A 16,668-nucleotide genomic window follows, 5' to 3' on the forward strand; every position below is an offset into this window, starting at 1 on the left:
ACATGCGTTCGAAAATTAATACCTGGCAAATACTTCCTGCTTTTACTTTAATGTTTTTATGCCAGGCTCTTTCGGCTCAAAAATATTATCTGTTCACGGGCACCTATACAAAGGGAACAAGTGAAGGTATTTATGTATACAGGTTTGACGCAGGTTCAGGCATGGTAATACCGGTTGATACAGCAAAAAATATCCAGAACCCATCTTATCTTACAATTTCCAGGGATGGAAAATCAGTTTATGCAGTAACAGAAAACGGCGGAGATAAACCAGGCCAGCTTAATGCTTTTTCTTTTGATTCCCGACAGGGTAAACTGCGTTTACTGAACCAGAAAAACAGCCAGGGGGATTATCCCTGTTATATAACGGTATCCAGTAATCGTAAATGGGCAATTGCAGCTAATTATGGTGGTGGAAGTCTCGTTGCTTACAAATTGAACAAAGATGGAAGTCTAACAGACCAGTACCAATTGATAAAACATAGCGGTAGCGGACCAAATAAGGACCGCCAGGAAAGTCCACATGTTCATTCAACTGTTATTACTCCGGATGGTCATTACCTGTTGGTGCCTGACCTTGGAATAGACAAAGTAATGATCTACCAGTTTAATGAAGCATCAACTGAAAATCCGCTAAGGCCGGCTTCAAAGCCTGCCATTACAATAACTCCCGGTAATGGCCCAAGGCACCTGGCCTTTCACCCAAATGGGAAATGGGTTTATCTAATGGAAGAAATGGGAGGACAGGTAAGTAGCTGGACGTACAAAAATGGCAACCTCACCAATTTTCAGCACATAGATGCGCATCCGGAAAATTATACAGGTGAACGTGGAAGCGCTGATATTCATATATCCCCGGATGGGAAATTTCTTTACGCATCCAACAGGTACCAGGCCAATAACCTTGCCATATACAGCATCGATCCATTATCAGGCATGTTAAAACTGCTGGGATTTCAGGATGTTCTTGGTTCAAAACCCAGGAATTTTATTATTGAACCATCTGGCAAGTATATCCTTGTTGCCAACGAAGAGTCTAATGACATCAGGATATTCAAAAGGGACAAAGAATCAGGATTATTGAAACCAACCCAAACCATTATTACCGTTGGCAATCCTGTTTGCCTGCAGTTACTGCCAATCAAATAATCAGGGCAAGGCTGAAATAATGCGGGAAAGAAAGCCACTGGCATCAAACCAATCGCCCGCAGTCTGTCCCAATCGGACCACTACCAGTTTTTTTGAAGGGATTATAAATACGAACTGGCCTTCATAGCCATCAGCATAATACATATCCGATGGCAAATCTGGAAATTTCCGGTTAACCGCATTCCCGGCTTGTCCTGCATTTAACCAAAACTGGTAGCCATACTCACCCTGGGGCGCAACCGGACAAGGCGTCGTTGCCTCCTTCACCCAATTTTCAGGTAATATCCTTTCGGTTCCCCAAATACCGTTATTAGCATAAAAGAGTCCAAATCTTGCCCAATCACGTGCATTAGCAAATACATAAGAAGATCCTACAAATGTCCCTGATGCATCCGGCTCCATCACTGCACTGAACATACCCAGCTTATGAAATAATACTTTGGCCGGAAAAGCATGATATTCCTGTTCTCCCACAGTCTGCCTGATAATCCGTGACAATACATTCGTGTTACCACTGGTATAATAGAATTTAGTTCCCGGCCTATCCCTATAAGGTATTGAGGCAGTAAAAGCGCCCATATCTGCCCTGCGAAATAACATATTGGTTGCACTAGAAGATTTTGAATAATTTTCTTCGAAGTCCAACCCGGAAGTTTGCTGCAATAAGTTCTCAAGGCTGATATTTTCACGACCATCCTTAACCGAACGCCATTCCTGAACAGGAGCCGGTTGGTGAACATTCAATTTACCCTGCCCGACCAGGATGCCAATAAGTGTACCGGTAATACTTTTTGCCATAGACCAACTGAGCATGGGTGTATGCCTGTCAAATCCTGGCGCATAATGTTCTGCCACCAGCTTCCCGTCATACAATACAATTACCCCGCGGGTCCGCCACAATTTCCCGGGGTCTTTTTCGGTAAATGCATACTGGACAGCCTTTTCAAGTTTTTCCCTTTGTACGCCAGGGGGAAAACTATCAGGTAAAAGATCACCCTGCGGCCATGGTATGGTATCCTGGTTAATGTCGGGATGGGTTGCAAGCTTTATTAACTGACGGCGAATTTCCGCTTCCGGAATTTCATTCACCAGTGTACATCCCAATCCCGGACGATATATGGCTTTCTGACGGGCCATGCCAAATAAAGATGCCGTAACCGAATGGTCGCTGGTATCTAATTTTATACTGGCCATTTTTAACGGGAAACTTCCAAGTTCCTCTGCTTCTACATTTTCCAATTCGCGTCCACTCAGGAAAACGCAGGAGCAAGCCATTTTTGCATTATATCCTGTTATAATGGGAAAAGATAACCAGGCATAACGAACGCCATACAACAGTAAAGCAAGAAATAAAAGTACAGCTGTGCGTTTCAGCAATCCAACAGACACTTTTTTCATTATTCCCTAGGTTTAAAGTCAAGAAATTTCAAATATTTCATTAGCCTTGGGCCAGGTAAAAACCGTCTCGAAAGCGTTAGCCTTAAATTTCCGGTACTGAAATAGTACAAATCAGGTGTGCTTTCACCACGAACCGCTATCCTGTTACCCACCCAGGAGAAATTCAGGTTCCATAAGCGACTACTATAACCAATTACTCCCCTGTAGAGCAGGTTGGGCCTGATACTCAACTGGTCCCTGAAATCTTCCTGCAAAAACTCCCTGGAAAATCCGAGATCGAGGGTTGCTGTAGCCGAACCCATTATAAAAAAATGTTTCTTTATAACTATCGTGTACGCATAGCCTACACCCGGACCAAGTTCAAAGAAACCGATGGTACTCACATTCCTTTGGGCATATTGTTCCTTAAGCTGCGAAGGTATAATCGCGCTATCACCTGAAACTGAACCACCATATACCTCTCCACCAATAAGCCAGGTACCCGAGGATTTTTGCTGCCATTCGCTTTGTAATAATGCAGCCCTGTAAGAAAATTTACGGCCATTCAGCATGTTATAGACAGTTAATCCAAAAAGTTTCGCGCTTAAATCAGGACGGAGATAATAGGCATCACTATTATTATTACCAAACCCTTTTGGAAAAAGGAAATAGCCCTTGTACAGCTGGCCGTTAAAGTCTATGGACAATTTCCTGGTGTAAATATGGCTTTGAAGATCAAGGTATCTGGTATCCCCCTTTTGGTTATCACGATTCATAAAGGGAAAACCATATGCCAGGTTAAGGGTAAGCAATTTGTAAGTGGCACCAATTCCAATGTTAAGGGTAGTGTTGGGCCTGTACCGAACGCTTTCAATTCCTTTGGCACCGCTTAGTTCAATCGCGGTATACTTTTGGGAGAAAAAGAACCGGACAGGCATTTCAGTCCCAAAAGTCTTTATGTATTCAGTATCGACCCCAAACCGCCGTTTGATCAGTGCACTGTCTTGCGAGAAAATGATTCCCGGGAAGTAAATCAGCGCAAAGCCAAACAATATTTTCAGAATGGTATAACGAACTAAATACATACGTTAACCTGCAAAATTGCAGGAATTAAATGTAATAACCCGACTTATCTTTGCAGCATGCATTACGTCTCTGTTGAAGGATTGGCCAAGAGTTATGGTATCAAACCATTGTTTGAAAATATTTCATTTCATATTGAAGAAGGTGATAAAATTGCCCTCGTCGCAAGGAATGGATCGGGTAAATCTACACTATTAAAAATCCTTTCCGGTAAGGAAGTGCCCGACCGGGGTAAAGTATGGATCAACAAAGATGTTACCGTAGCACTTTTTGACCAGGAGCCTGAATTTGTGGATGAATGGTCGGTATTAAACAACATTTTCCACCACGACCATCCCACCCTGAATGCCATAAAAGCATTTGAAGCTGCCAGCGATGCAGAAGACGGCGAAGCGATGTCGGAAGCCATTTCCCGAATGGACGAAACTGGTGGCTGGGATTTTGAAGTTAAGGTAAAACAGATCTTGGGAAAACTGAATATCCATCACCTGAATCAATTGCTCGGAACATTATCAGGCGGACAAAGAAAAAGGGTTGCCCTTGCGCGTACACTAATTGATATTGGTTTTGAACACAAGCACACCCTGCTGATTATGGATGAGCCTACCAACCACCTGGATGTAGAAACCGTAGAATGGCTGGAACATTACCTGAACCAGGAAAAAGTGACGCTTTTATTGGTTACCCACGACCGCTATTTCCTGGATGCTGTTTGCGAAGAAATATGGGAGCTTGACGGGAATGACATCTTCGTATGTAAAGGAAATTATGAATTGTTCATGGAAAGAAAAGCTGCGCGTGCTGAACAGCAGGCTTCAACGGTGGATAAAGCCAGGAACCTGTATAGGAAGGAACTTGAATGGATGAGGAAACAGCCAAAGGCAAGAACCACAAAATCAAAAAGCAGGCAGGATAATTTCTACGAGGTAGAAGCCAAGGCAAAGCAGCGACTGGAAGAACAGCAACTGCAATTGCAAATGAAAATGAACAGGCTCGGAGGAAAAGTTATTGAGCTGAAAAAGATTTATAAGCAATATGATGGAAAAAATATTTTAAAAGGATTTGATTACACTTTTAAAAAAGGTGAACGAATTGGAATTGTCGGGAAAAACGGGGTTGGTAAATCTACCTTCCTGAACATTATACAGGGACTTGAGGAACCGGATAGCGGAAAAGTAAATATAGGTGAAACAATAGTTTTTGGATACTATTCGCAGCAGGGTTTGCAATGGAAAGAAGACATGCGGGTAATAGAATATGTGAAAAGCTTTGCAGAAAGTTTTCCGCTTGCAGGTGGAGGCAGTTTAAGTGCCGCTCAGTTTCTGCAACTGTTCTTATTCAATCCGGATCAGCAATACAGCTATATAAGCAAGCTAAGCGGAGGTGAAAAGAAAAGGCTTTTATTATTAACCATGTTATTCCGTAATCCCAATTTCCTGATCCTGGATGAACCTACCAATGACCTTGATTTGCCAACTTTATCAGTCCTTGAAAATTTTCTTTCGGAATACCAGGGTTGCCTGCTGATTGTGTCACACGACCGGTATTTTATGGATCGACTTGTAGACCACTTATTTGTTTTTGAAGGCGATGGTTTTATCAGAGATTTCCCGGGTAATTATAGTTTATACAGGATATGGCTAAAGGAACAGGAATTCATCCAGGAAATAAAACCAGCCACAGTTAGTGCTCCTGTCAATGCCCCATTATCTGCAATAGATAACACTCCAAAAAAGAAATTTTCCTTTAAGGAAAAAAGGGAATTTGAATTATTGGAAGAAACGATTGCTAAACTTGAGCAGGAAAAATCTTCGTTAAGTGAACAGTTGGCCAATGGGCAGCTAGAGTATGAAACCTTGCAAAATATTGCAGCGCGGATTGGCCAGGTGTCACAGGAACTGGAAGAAAAGGAAATGCGTTGGCTTGAGTTAAGTGAGATGGCCGGTTAAGTATCATTATGTTTCACGAAGCCTTGTCCTTAATTGCCAAAAGATAAAGGCTACAAAAAGAGCGATACATCCAATTACAACCCAGGTAAGGCGGAATCCGGCATGTTCGGCCAATTGCGCTGACAACATGGGTCCCATGGTTTGCGCAGCAGACCAAGCCATAGTATATAAAGCGGCGTATTGTCCGCGATTGTATGTCTTACTGCGACCTATCCAATAACTATTCATAAAAGGCATCGATAAAATTTCACCGATAGTAATCAGTGCAATCAGCAGTAAGGCCGGGACATGTCTGATTGGGCCGGTACCCAGTAGCAAATAAAAGATAGCAACAAGGCCAACACCAATGGCTATATAGGTTATCTGGTTTTTTCTTCCTTCTAATTGATGAATAATGACCATTTCTACTACCACAATCAAAAGCCCATTTGTAGCCATCAACAAACCAATAAATGGTTCCGAAAAATCCAACTCCTGCCGAAAATATACTGAAACGTTAGAAAACAATTGAAAAAAGCAGGCTCCAAATAAAGTAACAAGCCCAATAAAAATAAGGTACTGCCGGTCTTTATAAGCCGATTCCAGGTGTGGTTGTAAGTCTGAATCTGCAATGTTCCGGGTACTGTTTTTTAATTTTTGGTGCTGAAAACCTGCTTGCCTTAAAAGGCGCCACATCAGTACTGCAGCATTAAGGTTCGTGAATCCATCAATCCAAAACAACCATTCATAACTAAAGCGGGCAATAATTCCCCCCAATGCACTTCCAAATGCCCAGCCCAGGTTTACTGCAAGCCGATTAAGTGAGTATGACCTTGTGCGGTTTTCTGCCGAACTGTAATAAGCGACAGCAGTTGAATTTGCAGGCCGAAAAGCCTCATTGACAAAACTGAGCAGGAAAGTAAAAATACAAATCAGGTAAAGGCTCTTCATCTGGCTGAGTACAATAAATAAAATCGCTCCGCCAATTAATGTCATCATTTGTACAGCAAAAAAACCAATTTTATCAGTCAGCCTGCCACCAAAATAAGCGCCGCTAAATGCCCCTGCACCAAAGCAACCAAAGACAAATCCGGCCTGGCCAATAGAATACCCCATTCCCTTGCTGGTCAGATACAGGGTAAGGAAAGGAACGACCATGGTTCCGCTTCTGTTGATCAGCATTATCAACGACAATATCCAGGTATCCCTGGACAATCCAGCATAGGCTATGCGGTAAAGGGAAATTGTTTTGGTTAACATGAATGGCACAAAGGTATTTTGCACCATCATGTTAATGAGACAATTAAGGAAATTAATTATTTACCTTTTGCCAAACACTTTTTGCAAGATGTCTGAAACCCGGGCAGCAGGATTGGTGCGAATTTTTTTCTCCTCCTCGGCAACATAATAGAAAATTCCATTCATTGCTTTGTCGGCAACATATGCCGAAAGATCAGGATTAACAGGTTTTATTGAAAAGCGGTTGTAGGTATCAAAAACATCTTTCCAATATTTTGTAGCCCCTGTTTTTTGCAGAGAGGAATCTATAACAGGATGAAATGCTGCCATAAGTTCTGGTGATGTGGATTTGCGCAAATATCCTGTTGCTGCTGTATCTGCACCCTGAAGTATACTTAATCCATCCTGTACAGTCATTTTTTTCACAGCATTAATAAAAATGGGAGTAGCTGATTTCGATGCATCCTCTGCGGCTCTGTTCATGCTCAAAATAGCATCATCCACCAATTTACCCATTCCTAGCTGGCGCAATTTCTGCTCAACTTTCCTGGCTTCTTCGGGCATCAGTACTTTAACAGCAGCATCTTTGAAAAAACCATCTGCTGCTGATAATTTTCCCGTGCTGTTTTTGGCGCCTACCACTAATGCTTCCTTTAATCCGGCTACAATATCATCACTGCTAAGGGAATTTGAACCAGAACCGGTTTTCCCAAATAAACCATTGGCTTTTTTAAGCAATGAACCGGTACTGCTTTCTGAACTTTGTGAAAAAGCAGCCGAAAATAGAAACAAGACGGTCGCAGTCATATAGAGTTTTCGCATAGGGATTTTATTTTTATTATAACGAAGATTGTCATTTTAATGGTATACAAATATTACCAATGGGATATTTAACACCTTTTCTACAATAATTAACCGTTTTCATATATTGATCAGCCCAATTCGACAAGATTTAATCAAGCAGATTATCCTAATTTCGGGCCTTCAAAATAAATTCATGCGAAAAACCCTTTTTACATCCGCGATTTTACTGGCTGCAATTGTGGGCAATTCCCAGGCAACAAAACCGGGAACAAAACCTGTAGCCAAGAAATCGGGACAGGCTCCTGCACCTGTTTTGAAAAACAGTATTGATTCTGTTAGCTATGCTATAGGTATAAGCCTTGCTTCCTTTTATAAAGAACAGGGAATTCAAAAGGTCAATACCACAATGGTTTCCAGGGCATTGAATGATGCCATGGCCGGACAAAAAACATTACTCACTGAAGAACAATGTAACATGAGCATTTCAAATTACCTGCAACAACTGAAAAAAGAAAAATCTGCTGTAGCAAGAAAAGCTGGGGAAGAATTCCTGGCAGCAAATAAATCAAAACCGGGCGTAGTAACATTACCCAGCGGGTTACAATACCTGATAGTACAGGAAGGAACCGGGCCCAAACCAGTACTTACAGACAAAGTTAAGTGCCATTACCATGGTACGCTAATTGATGGTACTGTATTCGATAGTTCGGTAGATCGGGGCACGCCGATTGACTTTCCCGTAAATGGTGTAATAAAGGGTTGGGTTGAAGCTCTTCAACTTATGCCTGTAGGAAGTAAATGGAAATTGTTTATCCCGGCTGACCTTGCTTATGGAGATAGCCAGGCAGGTGCTAAAATAGCACCGGGTTCAACATTGATCTTTGACGTTGAACTGATTGAAATAGTGAAATAATAAAAAGTGGTTAGGTATAAGTATTTATGATGACAAATACTTATGCCTAACCTTCTTAATTAAGTACGATCAACCAGGTTAGTCTTTAATAGCCATTTTAACTTCATCTGAGCTTACTGCTCCTCTATCGTCTGTTACCGTTAAGCGGAATGTATAATCTCCTTTAGCATAACCCTGTAATGCAGTGATAGCCGCATTTGGATTTACAATTGTAACAGGCGTGCCGGCTACCTGGCTCCATTGATACCTGGAAATGATGCCATCCTGTTCACGGGAGGAAGTTCCATCCAACTGAACAATTTCTTTAGAAGAAACAGTCAGGTCATTGCCAGCATTAGCCTGGGGAGGTATATTTTTCACAACTTTCACCGGGTCGTTTTGGTGAAAAGAAAAAGAAGAAGTCAACGAAAGAATTATAATAATCGCTTTCATAGAGGGGATTTTTAATGATAAATAATAACGCAGGTCCATTCGCTATTATTATGCCAGAAAGGCATAATTATTTATCAAAATTTCCTTTCATTTCCTGGATCTGTCGCCTGGTGCCAAGTAAAAATATTTTCATTCCCTCCTTAAGTTTGGTGTAGTCTGGTGGATTAATGATAAATTTTCCATCGCTGTTTTTGATACCAATGCAATTAACACCGGTCTTTTTCCAGGACATGATTTCACTTAGGCTGCCATCTCTTATTTCCATTGGAATCTGCTGATAATCAATAGATTCCATATGAATCGACTCCCCTTCCTCACCACTCAGGTAGTCAATAAACTCAATTACGTCGGGTTTGGAGACCAGGGTAGCCATATGTGTACCACCGATTTTATCGGGCATAATTACGTGGTCGGCACCCGCTTTTTTAAGTTTTGGCGTAGCGGAGCTTGCAGAGGCCCTGCTGATTATCCTGATATCAGAATTTAATGACCGGGCTGATAAAACAATAAATACATTGTCTGAATCGGCAGGTAGGCTGCAAATTAGGGAATGTGCCCTTTCAATACCAGCTTTCCGCAAAAGATCATCATCGGTAGCGTCACCTACCAGGTATATCAGATTGGGGAATTCAAGTGAACTTTTCTGCAATAATTCCTCATTTTTTTCAATAACAACAAAGGATTTATTATGGTAACTAAGCGTTTGGGCCACTTGTTGCCCATTACGGCCAAATCCACATATTATCACATGATTCTTCAGTTTATCAATACTCCCCATAATTTTCCGGTTTTTGAAGTATTTATTGACCTCTCCATTGATAATATATTGAATGATCCTTGTTATAGCCCATGCAAGAGCTATATAACTCAGGATCAATAAGAAAATTGTAAATAACTTTCCATTGTCAGACAAGGGCTTCACTTCAGTAAAACCAGCAGTCGTAATTGTGATAACCGCCATGTATAGGGCGTCCAGGAAGCGGAAATCCTCAACTACCATATATCCTATTACACCAATAGCACCTACTGACAATAATAACAACAAAGGCAGAAGTAAGTCCTGGAGTCTGGTTTGCAATGGTCCTGTTTTCTATAAATTTAACATACCGCAGTAATTACTGAAAGTTGACTTTAATACGGTGCATTGTAAAGAAGATCATAATACTCATGGGCCATCCGGTTACTTTCGAATTGATAACGGACATCCCGCATACCATTTTTAACAACCTGGCGCCAGGTATCGCGATTACTATAATACAGAGGCAATACCTGTTCTTCCAGGATTTTATACATCATTTCAAGGTCGTATTCATCCTGCTCCTGGGTATTCATATTCGCATAATCGGCTTTGGGAATTACGAAACCATTGTTTCCATGATTAACGAATTCCGGTATCCATCCATCATCTGTACTAAAATTAACGGCTCCATTCATAGCTGCAGTCATACCGCTAGTCCCTGATGCTTCCCTGGGTACCCTGGGGTTATTCAGCCATAAATCTGCGGCTTGTTTCAGGCGCTTAGAAAGACCTAATTCATAGCCAACCAAAACAGCCATATTCTTGTAATTCTTGCTCAGGTGAACAAGATTGTTGAATTCGTTGATTGCAGGATAGTCCATAGGGTATGGCTTCCCCGCCCAGATAATCTGTACAGGGTATTTTTTACTTTCCAATAATGCTGTAAACCTTGCGATATTGCGGGTAATCATTTCAGCCCGCTTATAACCAGCAAAACGACGTGCCCAAACAATAGTAAACACATTAGGATCATACACCTTTCCGGTTTGGTCTGCAACAATTTCAAAAGCCCTGCTTTTCAGGTATTGTTTGCGGTCATCAAAAACATGGTCATTACCTTCTTCCATTGAACGGTACAATTGCTTGTCTGCCCAATAGCGCCAGTTTTGTGCATTTGTTATAGAAAGAATCGGGCAAATGCCACTATATTTTTCCCATAAAGCCCGGGAAACATGACCGTGGAGTTGAGAAACTCCATTGGCAATCCTCGCAAAACGGAGCGCAACAAGGGAATGGTTAAACTGGTCGTCCTGTATTCCTGTCAATTCCCTCACTTCATCTAAATTAAGGCCACAGAAATAACTCATCTTCAGACATAAATAAATATCATGTTTTTCATTCCCTGCTTCTTCTGGTGTATGCGTTGTAAATACCAGTCTTTTCTTAACTTCTTCCAGGTTATTGTTATACTTGCGATAAAGGTAAAATCCCGCACTGATACCATGTGCTTCATTTAAATGATACACCTCAGGATTAAAGTTAAGTTCATCCATTAGTTTAGCCCCACCAACACCCAGAAGAATGAATTGCGCAACTTTAGTAGCCACATTCGCATCATATAACCGATGGGTTATGGTTTGAGATACATAATCATTCTCCGGAAGATCTGTACTTAGTAAAAACAGCGGTGCAGATTTAAAGGTTTCAGGATTTAAATAATACACTTTAACCCAAACTGGATGATCATGAATATCAATCTGAAATTTAATGCCGGTATCTTCCAAAAAACTATATTGTTTTTCCATCCAGGTAACCTGCAGGGTCTGGTCCTGGTTGCGGGCCTGGTCATAATATCCATATTTCCATAAAATACCAATTCCAACCAGGTTTTGCCTTAATTCATAGGCACTCCTCAAATGCGAACCCGAAAGAAATCCTAACCCGCCACTATATATTTTTAAGGGTTGATGAATGGCGAACTCCATGGAGAAATAGGCCACTTTTTTGTTATAATGATCCTCGCTCTGGTATGGTACTTTATAATTTCTAAAACTCATAATTGTCTTTTTCTAATTCTATCGTGTATCGGGTACGCAATATATAAGATTATTTGAAATCCATTACTTACTTCTTTTTCTTCGGGTTTTTCTGTAATGCCTTTTTCTTGCGTGTATAATTACCTTCAAAAAAACATTTAATGTCCCGGTAGGAGCCGCATCCCTCTATTTCTTTCATAGTTACAGTATTGCCCGAAAAGCTAAAATCAATGGAACAGGTACCAGTACTTTCCGTATAGCGGGCAGAATTGGGCGAAGTAATCTTTGCATCACCCTTCAATTCACCTTTACATGCCCCACCATCTTTTTCAAAATGAATAAAAAATAACAGAAATCCAGCTTTTCTTCCATCCCTGAAACTCACAATATTCTTCCTATCCTGCATGTAATCGCCTGTCAGCTTATGCATGGTGGCAAGGGTATCAATTGGATTAATTATCCTGGCTTCAGCATTATTACGGTCATTTGATTCTGTCAGTATCATTGTAAATACACCCGCATTATTATATACATAAACCTTTTTATTATATACCACCTGCCCATCCGCTGCTGTTTTCTGCCTCAAAGTTGTTATTGTATATCGGCTGTCCATATTTACCAAAGAGCGGTCATTGGATTTGGGAATACCGTTAATGACAACCGCAGGCATGGCAGTTACAAATTTCTCCTTTTCAAATACTGCAATTACAGCTGCCTGCTTCGCTGCCTGAACTGCTTTCACGAACACATAAGTTTCACCATCTTTTACCTCAATTTTTCCGATTGGGAAAAACTGTGGTTTGGATCCTTTTCCAAAAAGAAATTGTGCTACACTATCAGGAACGAACTGATTAAAAATTTTATTGCCAATCCGGCGAGAATCAGGAGTTTTTGTCAGGAGGCTGGTATCAGAAAATTCAAAAGGCAATTTAATAACTGGGAAAAAATCAATAAAATCAGCAAATACTACAGGCTCGGAATCAGACAACTGCTTTTTCTTTTCTTTACAGGCAACCAGTAATATCAAATATAAAAAAACCGAAATACAGCGGTTTATTCTCATAGCAATTCTTTTCCGTGATTCGCTAAAATAACCCTTTTACATTTTCTTGCCTTTTTTGATTTGTTTATTTTTTTTAGATTTGTCTAAATAAATATTTAGTTCAATTGAAATATTCAAGCAGCAAGGAAAATTATATTAAGGCCATTTTCCACTTGCAACAGGAAGAAAATGTGGTTAGTACAAATGGACTGGCCAGGGCATTATCGACCAAACCGGCATCGGTTACTGATATGCTTAAAAAATTAAAAACACAGAAATTGTTGCAATACCAGCCTTATAAAGGGGTAAAATTGTCAGCAGAAGGAAAGAAGCTTGCCCTTCAAATTATAAGAAAACACAGGCTTTGGGAATATTTCCTGGTCGAAAAACTGGGATTTGGCTGGGAAGAAGTACATGAAATAGCGGAAGAACTTGAGCATATAAGCAGTAAAAAACTGATAGAAAGGCTCGATATATTCCTTGGTTTGCCAAAAACCGACCCTCATGGTGACCCGATTCCTGATGGTCAGGGAAGAATGCCATTGATTGAGCAAACATCCTTACTGGAATTACCGCATAATATTCCGGCTAAAATTGTAAGCGTAAGCAATCAATCGACAAGTATGCTGGAACTATTGCGGCACAATAAAATCGGCATTGGAACAAAATTATCCATTATCAGGCGCTTTGAATTTGACCATTCCCTTGAAATCAGCATTACCGGACAACCTTTTATAACAATCAGTGAACAGTTGGCTGCGAATTTATACGTATCATATGATGCAACAGGCAAACCGTGATGTTTCGCTAAGCGAAGTTCACGGATCAATAGACACGACCCAACAGAAAGGCTTCTGGAAGAAAGTGCTTTCATTCTTTGGACCAGCATACCTGGTGAGTGTTGGTTATATGGATCCAGGAAACTGGGCAACTGACCTGCAGGGTGGTAGTCAATTTGGCTATTCATTACTGTGGGTGCTGCTTATGAGCAACCTTATGGCAATTCTGCTGCAGGGATTATCAGCCCGGCTGGGAATTGTACGCGGTCGCGACCTTGCCCAGGCTAACCGGGAAACCTACCCCCGCACTATTAATTTCCTGCTCTATATACTTGCTGAAATTGCAATAGCAGCCTGCGACCTGGCTGAAGTACTGGGAATGGCAATTGGCATCCACCTGCTTACCGGTCTTCCAATCCTGGGAGGGGTATGTATTACTGTATTAGATACTTTCCTACTATTATGGCTTCAAAAATTAGGGATGAGAAAGATGGAATTGTTCATTATTGGACTGATTACCATCATTGGGTTCTCTTTTTTAATTGAAATTATTATGGTAAAGCCCCATTTGCCGGAGGTTGCAAGGGGATTAATTCCGGGTATTCCCAATAATACTGCCTTATATATTGCTATTGGTATTATTGGTGCAACAGTGATGCCACATAACCTGTACCTGCATTCTGCCCTGGTACAAACCCGCAAAATTCACAACAATGATTCAGGTAAACGCAAGGCGATCCGGATGAATATGATAGACAGTGCGATTGCACTGAACCTGGCTTTCTTCGTAAATGCGGCGATCCTGATACTTGCTGCAACAGCTTTTCACAAAGCCGGACAAACCCAGGTTGCTCATATAGAGGAAGCACATCAATTATTGCATAACCTGCTGGGAAGCAAACTGGCCCCTGCCCTTTTCGCTATAGCCCTGATTGCCGCCGGGCAAAGTTCTACCATTACCGGCACACTTGCCGGTCAAATAGTAATGGAAGGCTATCTAAGGTTGCGTATCAATCCATGGCTGCGCAGGCTATTGACCCGTTTAATTGCCATATTACCTGCATTACTGGTGATCTATTATTTTGGGGATGATGAAATAGATAGCCTGCTGGTACTAAGCCAGGTAATCCTGAGCCTTCAACTGGGATTTGCAATAATTCCGCTCATTCATTTTGTTAGTGACAAAGAAAAAATGGGCAATTTCAAAATAGGTACAGTTACAAAAATAATGGCATGGCTGGTAGCAACCATATTGGTCTATTTGAATCTTCGGATGGTAATCAATGAAGCTTATACATATATCAGTAACAGTAAATCTATCTGGATGGATGCCTTGATTATTGCAGGTTTGCTTCTACTGGTCGCACTATTGGTAACCGTAATTCTTTATCCCTGGATCAGCAAAAAAAGAAAGGCTGTCCCATTGGCCATCCACGAAGACCTCAGATCCCTGGAAATTAAAAACCTGCCAGATTACAAACGAGTTGCAATTGCCCTGGAATTCAGCCAGCATGACAGTACATTAATAGCACATGCCATGTCACAAACCAAACCTGGTGCAACACTTATCCTAATCCATGTTATTGAAAGTGTAACGGCAAAATTTTATGGTAATGATAGCGAAGACATGGAAACACAACAGGATACACGGCAACTTGACCAATATGTACAGCAACTTAAAGCAAAAGGCTATGCTGCAGTTGCGAGATTGGGGCACCAGCAAAGGAAGTCTGAAATCGTAAGAATAACCCAGGAAGAAAAAGCACAATTACTGGTAATGGGTGCCCATGGCCACCGTGGCATGGAAGATATCCTTTACGGAGACACCATTAATAAAGTTAGGCACGAATTGCGTATACCCGTGCTTGTTGTAAATGTTTAATTTCCCTTTTTTTGCTGCAGCAGATGCTTTAACCTGCTGAATGTTTCCGGCTTGATATGAAGATAAGAGGCAAGGTATTTCTGGGAAACCCTCTGTAGCATTTCAGGGTGGCGTGTTACATATTGTAAAAACCTTTCTTTGGCACTAAGCCGCAGGAAGGACAGATCACGCATTTCCTTTTTTACATACATCTCTCCTATCATTAGCCTTGCCAGCTTATTCAGTTCGGGTATTTCAGTATACAACCTTTCCAGGTCATCATAATGAATTGAAAAAAAAACAGTTGGTTCAATCGGTTCAATAAAACAATCTGCTGGTGCCTTAGTAAAAAAAGATGATTCAGCGTGTATAAAATGGCCTTCGGTAGACAATTGTAGGGTCACTTCCTTTTTTCCTGAAAAGATATATTTACGAACAACGCCCCGAACAATAAAATTAAAGTACTCGTCAACTTCTCCTGGTTTAACCACCATTGTCTTTCTCTTAAACTGGCGGATCAGGAAAAATCCGGATAAACTATTAAACCGCTCCCGGCTCATGCCAATATTGGAATGAATATAGGCATATAAGGCATCAAGAGCCTTCTCGTATTGTTTAAACGCCTGTATAGGCATCAGCTTCGGTTTCAAATGGCTCAATATGAAAATCAAATAATTTCTTATACCGGCTAAAGGTTTCTGGTTCAATATTTAATAATGATGCCAAGTATTTCTGGGGTACCCGTGATAACAGTTGCGGTTTTTCCTTCAATAAAGCCAGATATCGCTCTTTCGGCGTATTAATCATTCTTGATGTATCCCTTCTTTCTTTATCCAGCATCCATTCCAGCAGGATCAGGCGGCCCATTTTTTCAAAATTATGGCTATAAGAATACAGGGTTTCGAGCGATGATTTGGTAATAAATGCCAGCGTGGCTGGCTCTAAAGTTTCAATTACATAATCTGATAAAACGCCCGACAAAAAAGAAACATTTGAAGAAATCAGATCGCCTTCAAGGGCAAGTTGTACGGTCACTTCAAAATTATCACGGCAAAAATATTTCCGAACTATTCCCTTCTGGACAAAATAAACATGCTGTTCCAGTTCACCAACACTTGTAAGCACCTGTTTTGGGAAACAGGTCATGATTTGCAAATGGCTCCCGAAAAGCGTTTTTTCTGCTTCAGAGAGTGTTACAAACCTTGAAATATATGAAAAAGCATCACTCGACATCATCTGGCACATTGAAGTAAAATTACGACAATCTTGCATTTGACATTTTTACCA

The 16,668-nt window shown here is 40.9% G+C and carries 15 protein-coding genes; 5 read left to right on the forward strand and 10 right to left on the reverse strand.

What is annotated here, in order from left to right:
• The first annotated feature begins 2 nt into the window (after positions 1–2).
• Positions 3–1,148, forward strand: coding sequence for a lactonase family protein (locus LAQ65_RS05230; protein WP_224115888.1), 1,146 nt, complete (start codon positions 3–5; stop codon positions 1,146–1,148).
• On the opposite strand, the gene LAQ65_RS05235 is transcribed toward LAQ65_RS05230, so the two are convergent.
• Positions 1,149–2,546: a serine hydrolase domain-containing protein gene (locus LAQ65_RS05235; protein WP_224115889.1), complete on the reverse strand. Its 1,398-nt coding sequence runs from the start codon at positions 2,544–2,546 to the stop codon at positions 1,149–1,151. It lies immediately after the preceding gene.
• Positions 2,546–3,610, reverse strand: coding sequence for a DUF4421 domain-containing protein (locus LAQ65_RS05240; RefSeq protein ID WP_224115890.1), 1,065 nt, complete (start codon positions 3,608–3,610; stop codon positions 2,546–2,548). The genes LAQ65_RS05235 and LAQ65_RS05240 overlap by 1 nt, the downstream gene beginning before the upstream one ends.
• Positions 3,611–3,667: 57 nt before the next feature.
• Here LAQ65_RS05240 and LAQ65_RS05245 point away from each other — a divergent pair, with 57 nt between their 5' ends.
• Positions 3,668–5,557 (forward strand): ABC-F family ATP-binding cassette domain-containing protein, encoded by a 1,890-nt coding sequence (locus LAQ65_RS05245; RefSeq protein WP_224115891.1) that lies wholly within the window; start codon positions 3,668–3,670, stop codon positions 5,555–5,557.
• Between the two features lie 6 nt (positions 5,558–5,563).
• Here the strand turns inward: LAQ65_RS05245 and LAQ65_RS05250 are convergent, their stop codons facing one another.
• On the reverse strand, positions 5,564–6,796 hold the full coding sequence (locus LAQ65_RS05250; protein WP_224115892.1) for an MFS transporter: 1,233 nt from the start codon (positions 6,794–6,796) through the stop codon (positions 5,564–5,566).
• A gap of 60 nt (positions 6,797–6,856) precedes the next feature.
• A complete protein-coding gene (locus tag LAQ65_RS05255) occupies positions 6,857–7,597 on the reverse strand; it encodes a DUF4197 domain-containing protein (RefSeq protein WP_224115893.1) in 741 nt (246 codons plus the stop codon).
• Positions 7,598–7,772: 175 nt separating this feature from the next.
• On the opposite strand from LAQ65_RS05255, the gene LAQ65_RS05260 reads away from it, so the two are divergent.
• On the forward strand, positions 7,773–8,492 hold the full coding sequence (locus LAQ65_RS05260) for an FKBP-type peptidyl-prolyl cis-trans isomerase (RefSeq protein ID WP_317196986.1): 720 nt from the start codon (positions 7,773–7,775) through the stop codon (positions 8,490–8,492).
• Positions 8,493–8,570: 78 nt separating this feature from the next.
• On the opposite strand, the gene LAQ65_RS05265 is transcribed toward LAQ65_RS05260, so the two are convergent.
• The 4 genes from LAQ65_RS05265 to LAQ65_RS05280 all read right to left on the reverse strand — a co-directional run bounded on the left by LAQ65_RS05265 (position 8,571) and on the right by LAQ65_RS05280 (position 12,762).
• Complete coding sequence (locus tag LAQ65_RS05265) at positions 8,571–8,924, reverse strand: PKD domain-containing protein (protein ID WP_224115894.1); 354 nt, start codon at positions 8,922–8,924, stop codon at positions 8,571–8,573.
• A gap of 67 nt (positions 8,925–8,991) precedes the next feature.
• Positions 8,992–10,002 carry a potassium channel family protein gene (locus LAQ65_RS05270; RefSeq protein ID WP_224115895.1) on the reverse strand — a complete coding sequence of 337 codons (1,011 nt, stop codon included), beginning with the start codon at positions 10,000–10,002 and terminating at the stop codon, positions 8,992–8,994.
• 53 nt (positions 10,003–10,055) lie between these two features.
• Entirely contained in the window at positions 10,056–11,720 is a 1,665-nt protein-coding gene (glgP, locus tag LAQ65_RS05275; RefSeq protein WP_224115896.1) for an alpha-glucan family phosphorylase, read from the reverse strand.
• A 67-nt stretch (positions 11,721–11,787) separates the two neighbouring features.
• On the reverse strand, positions 11,788–12,762 hold the full coding sequence (locus tag LAQ65_RS05280; protein WP_224115897.1) for a hypothetical protein: 975 nt from the start codon (positions 12,760–12,762) through the stop codon (positions 11,788–11,790).
• 104 nt (positions 12,763–12,866) lie between these two features.
• On the opposite strand from LAQ65_RS05280, the gene LAQ65_RS05285 reads away from it, so the two are divergent.
• Both LAQ65_RS05285 and LAQ65_RS05290 read left to right on the forward strand, forming a co-directional pair.
• Positions 12,867–13,541 carry a metal-dependent transcriptional regulator gene (locus LAQ65_RS05285; RefSeq protein WP_224115898.1) on the forward strand — a complete coding sequence of 225 codons (675 nt, stop codon included), beginning with the start codon at positions 12,867–12,869 and terminating at the stop codon, positions 13,539–13,541.
• Positions 13,519–15,402 (forward strand): Nramp family divalent metal transporter, encoded by a 1,884-nt coding sequence (locus LAQ65_RS05290; protein WP_224115899.1) that lies wholly within the window; start codon positions 13,519–13,521, stop codon positions 15,400–15,402. Before LAQ65_RS05285 ends, LAQ65_RS05290 begins: the two co-directional genes overlap by 23 nt.
• Here the strand turns inward: LAQ65_RS05290 and LAQ65_RS05295 are convergent.
• Both LAQ65_RS05295 and LAQ65_RS05300 read right to left on the reverse strand, forming a co-directional pair.
• The gene (locus LAQ65_RS05295; RefSeq protein ID WP_224115900.1) at positions 15,399–16,016 is read right to left on the reverse strand and encodes a Crp/Fnr family transcriptional regulator; all 618 of its coding nucleotides are present in this window, start codon (positions 16,014–16,016) and stop codon (positions 15,399–15,401) included. The genes LAQ65_RS05290 and LAQ65_RS05295 overlap by 4 nt on opposite strands.
• Positions 15,997–16,653 (reverse strand): Crp/Fnr family transcriptional regulator, encoded by a 657-nt coding sequence (locus tag LAQ65_RS05300; RefSeq protein ID WP_224115901.1) that lies wholly within the window; start codon positions 16,651–16,653, stop codon positions 15,997–15,999. The genes LAQ65_RS05295 and LAQ65_RS05300 overlap by 20 nt, the downstream gene beginning before the upstream one ends.
• Positions 16,654–16,668 lie beyond the last annotated feature (15 nt).

The sequence above is a fragment of the Flavihumibacter profundi genome (assembly GCF_020076305.1).
In the GTDB taxonomy this organism is placed as follows: Bacteria; Bacteroidota; Bacteroidia; order Chitinophagales; family Chitinophagaceae; genus Flavihumibacter; species Flavihumibacter profundi.

Excerpts from the sequence above, each read along its gene's own strand:
- LAQ65_RS05230 (WP_224115888.1), top strand. The coding sequence starts at position 3 with ATGCGTTCGAAAATTAATACCTGGCAAATACTTCCTGCTTTTACTTTA.
- LAQ65_RS05235 (WP_224115889.1), bottom strand. The coding sequence starts at position 2,546 with ATGAAAAAAGTGTCTGTTGGATTGCTGAAACGCACAGCTGTACTTTTA.
- LAQ65_RS05240 (WP_224115890.1), bottom strand. The coding sequence starts at position 3,610 with ATGTATTTAGTTCGTTATACCATTCTGAAAATATTGTTTGGCTTTGCG.
- LAQ65_RS05245 (WP_224115891.1), top strand. The coding sequence starts at position 3,668 with ATGCATTACGTCTCTGTTGAAGGATTGGCCAAGAGTTATGGTATCAAA.
- LAQ65_RS05250 (WP_224115892.1), bottom strand. The coding sequence starts at position 6,796 with ATGTTAACCAAAACAATTTCCCTTTACCGCATAGCCTATGCTGGATTG.
- LAQ65_RS05255 (WP_224115893.1), bottom strand. The coding sequence starts at position 7,597 with ATGCGAAAACTCTATATGACTGCGACCGTCTTGTTTCTATTTTCGGCT.
- LAQ65_RS05260 (WP_317196986.1), top strand. The coding sequence starts at position 7,773 with ATGCGAAAAACCCTTTTTACATCCGCGATTTTACTGGCTGCAATTGTG.
- LAQ65_RS05265 (WP_224115894.1), bottom strand. The coding sequence starts at position 8,924 with ATGAAAGCGATTATTATAATTCTTTCGTTGACTTCTTCTTTTTCTTTT.
- glgP (WP_224115896.1), bottom strand. The coding sequence starts at position 11,720 with ATGAGTTTTAGAAATTATAAAGTACCATACCAGAGCGAGGATCATTAT.
- LAQ65_RS05280 (WP_224115897.1), bottom strand. The coding sequence starts at position 12,762 with ATGAGAATAAACCGCTGTATTTCGGTTTTTTTATATTTGATATTACTG.
- LAQ65_RS05290 (WP_224115899.1), top strand. The coding sequence starts at position 13,519 with ATGATGCAACAGGCAAACCGTGATGTTTCGCTAAGCGAAGTTCACGGA.
- LAQ65_RS05295 (WP_224115900.1), bottom strand. The coding sequence starts at position 16,016 with ATGCCTATACAGGCGTTTAAACAATACGAGAAGGCTCTTGATGCCTTA.
- LAQ65_RS05300 (WP_224115901.1), bottom strand. The coding sequence starts at position 16,653 with ATGCAAGATTGTCGTAATTTTACTTCAATGTGCCAGATGATGTCGAGT.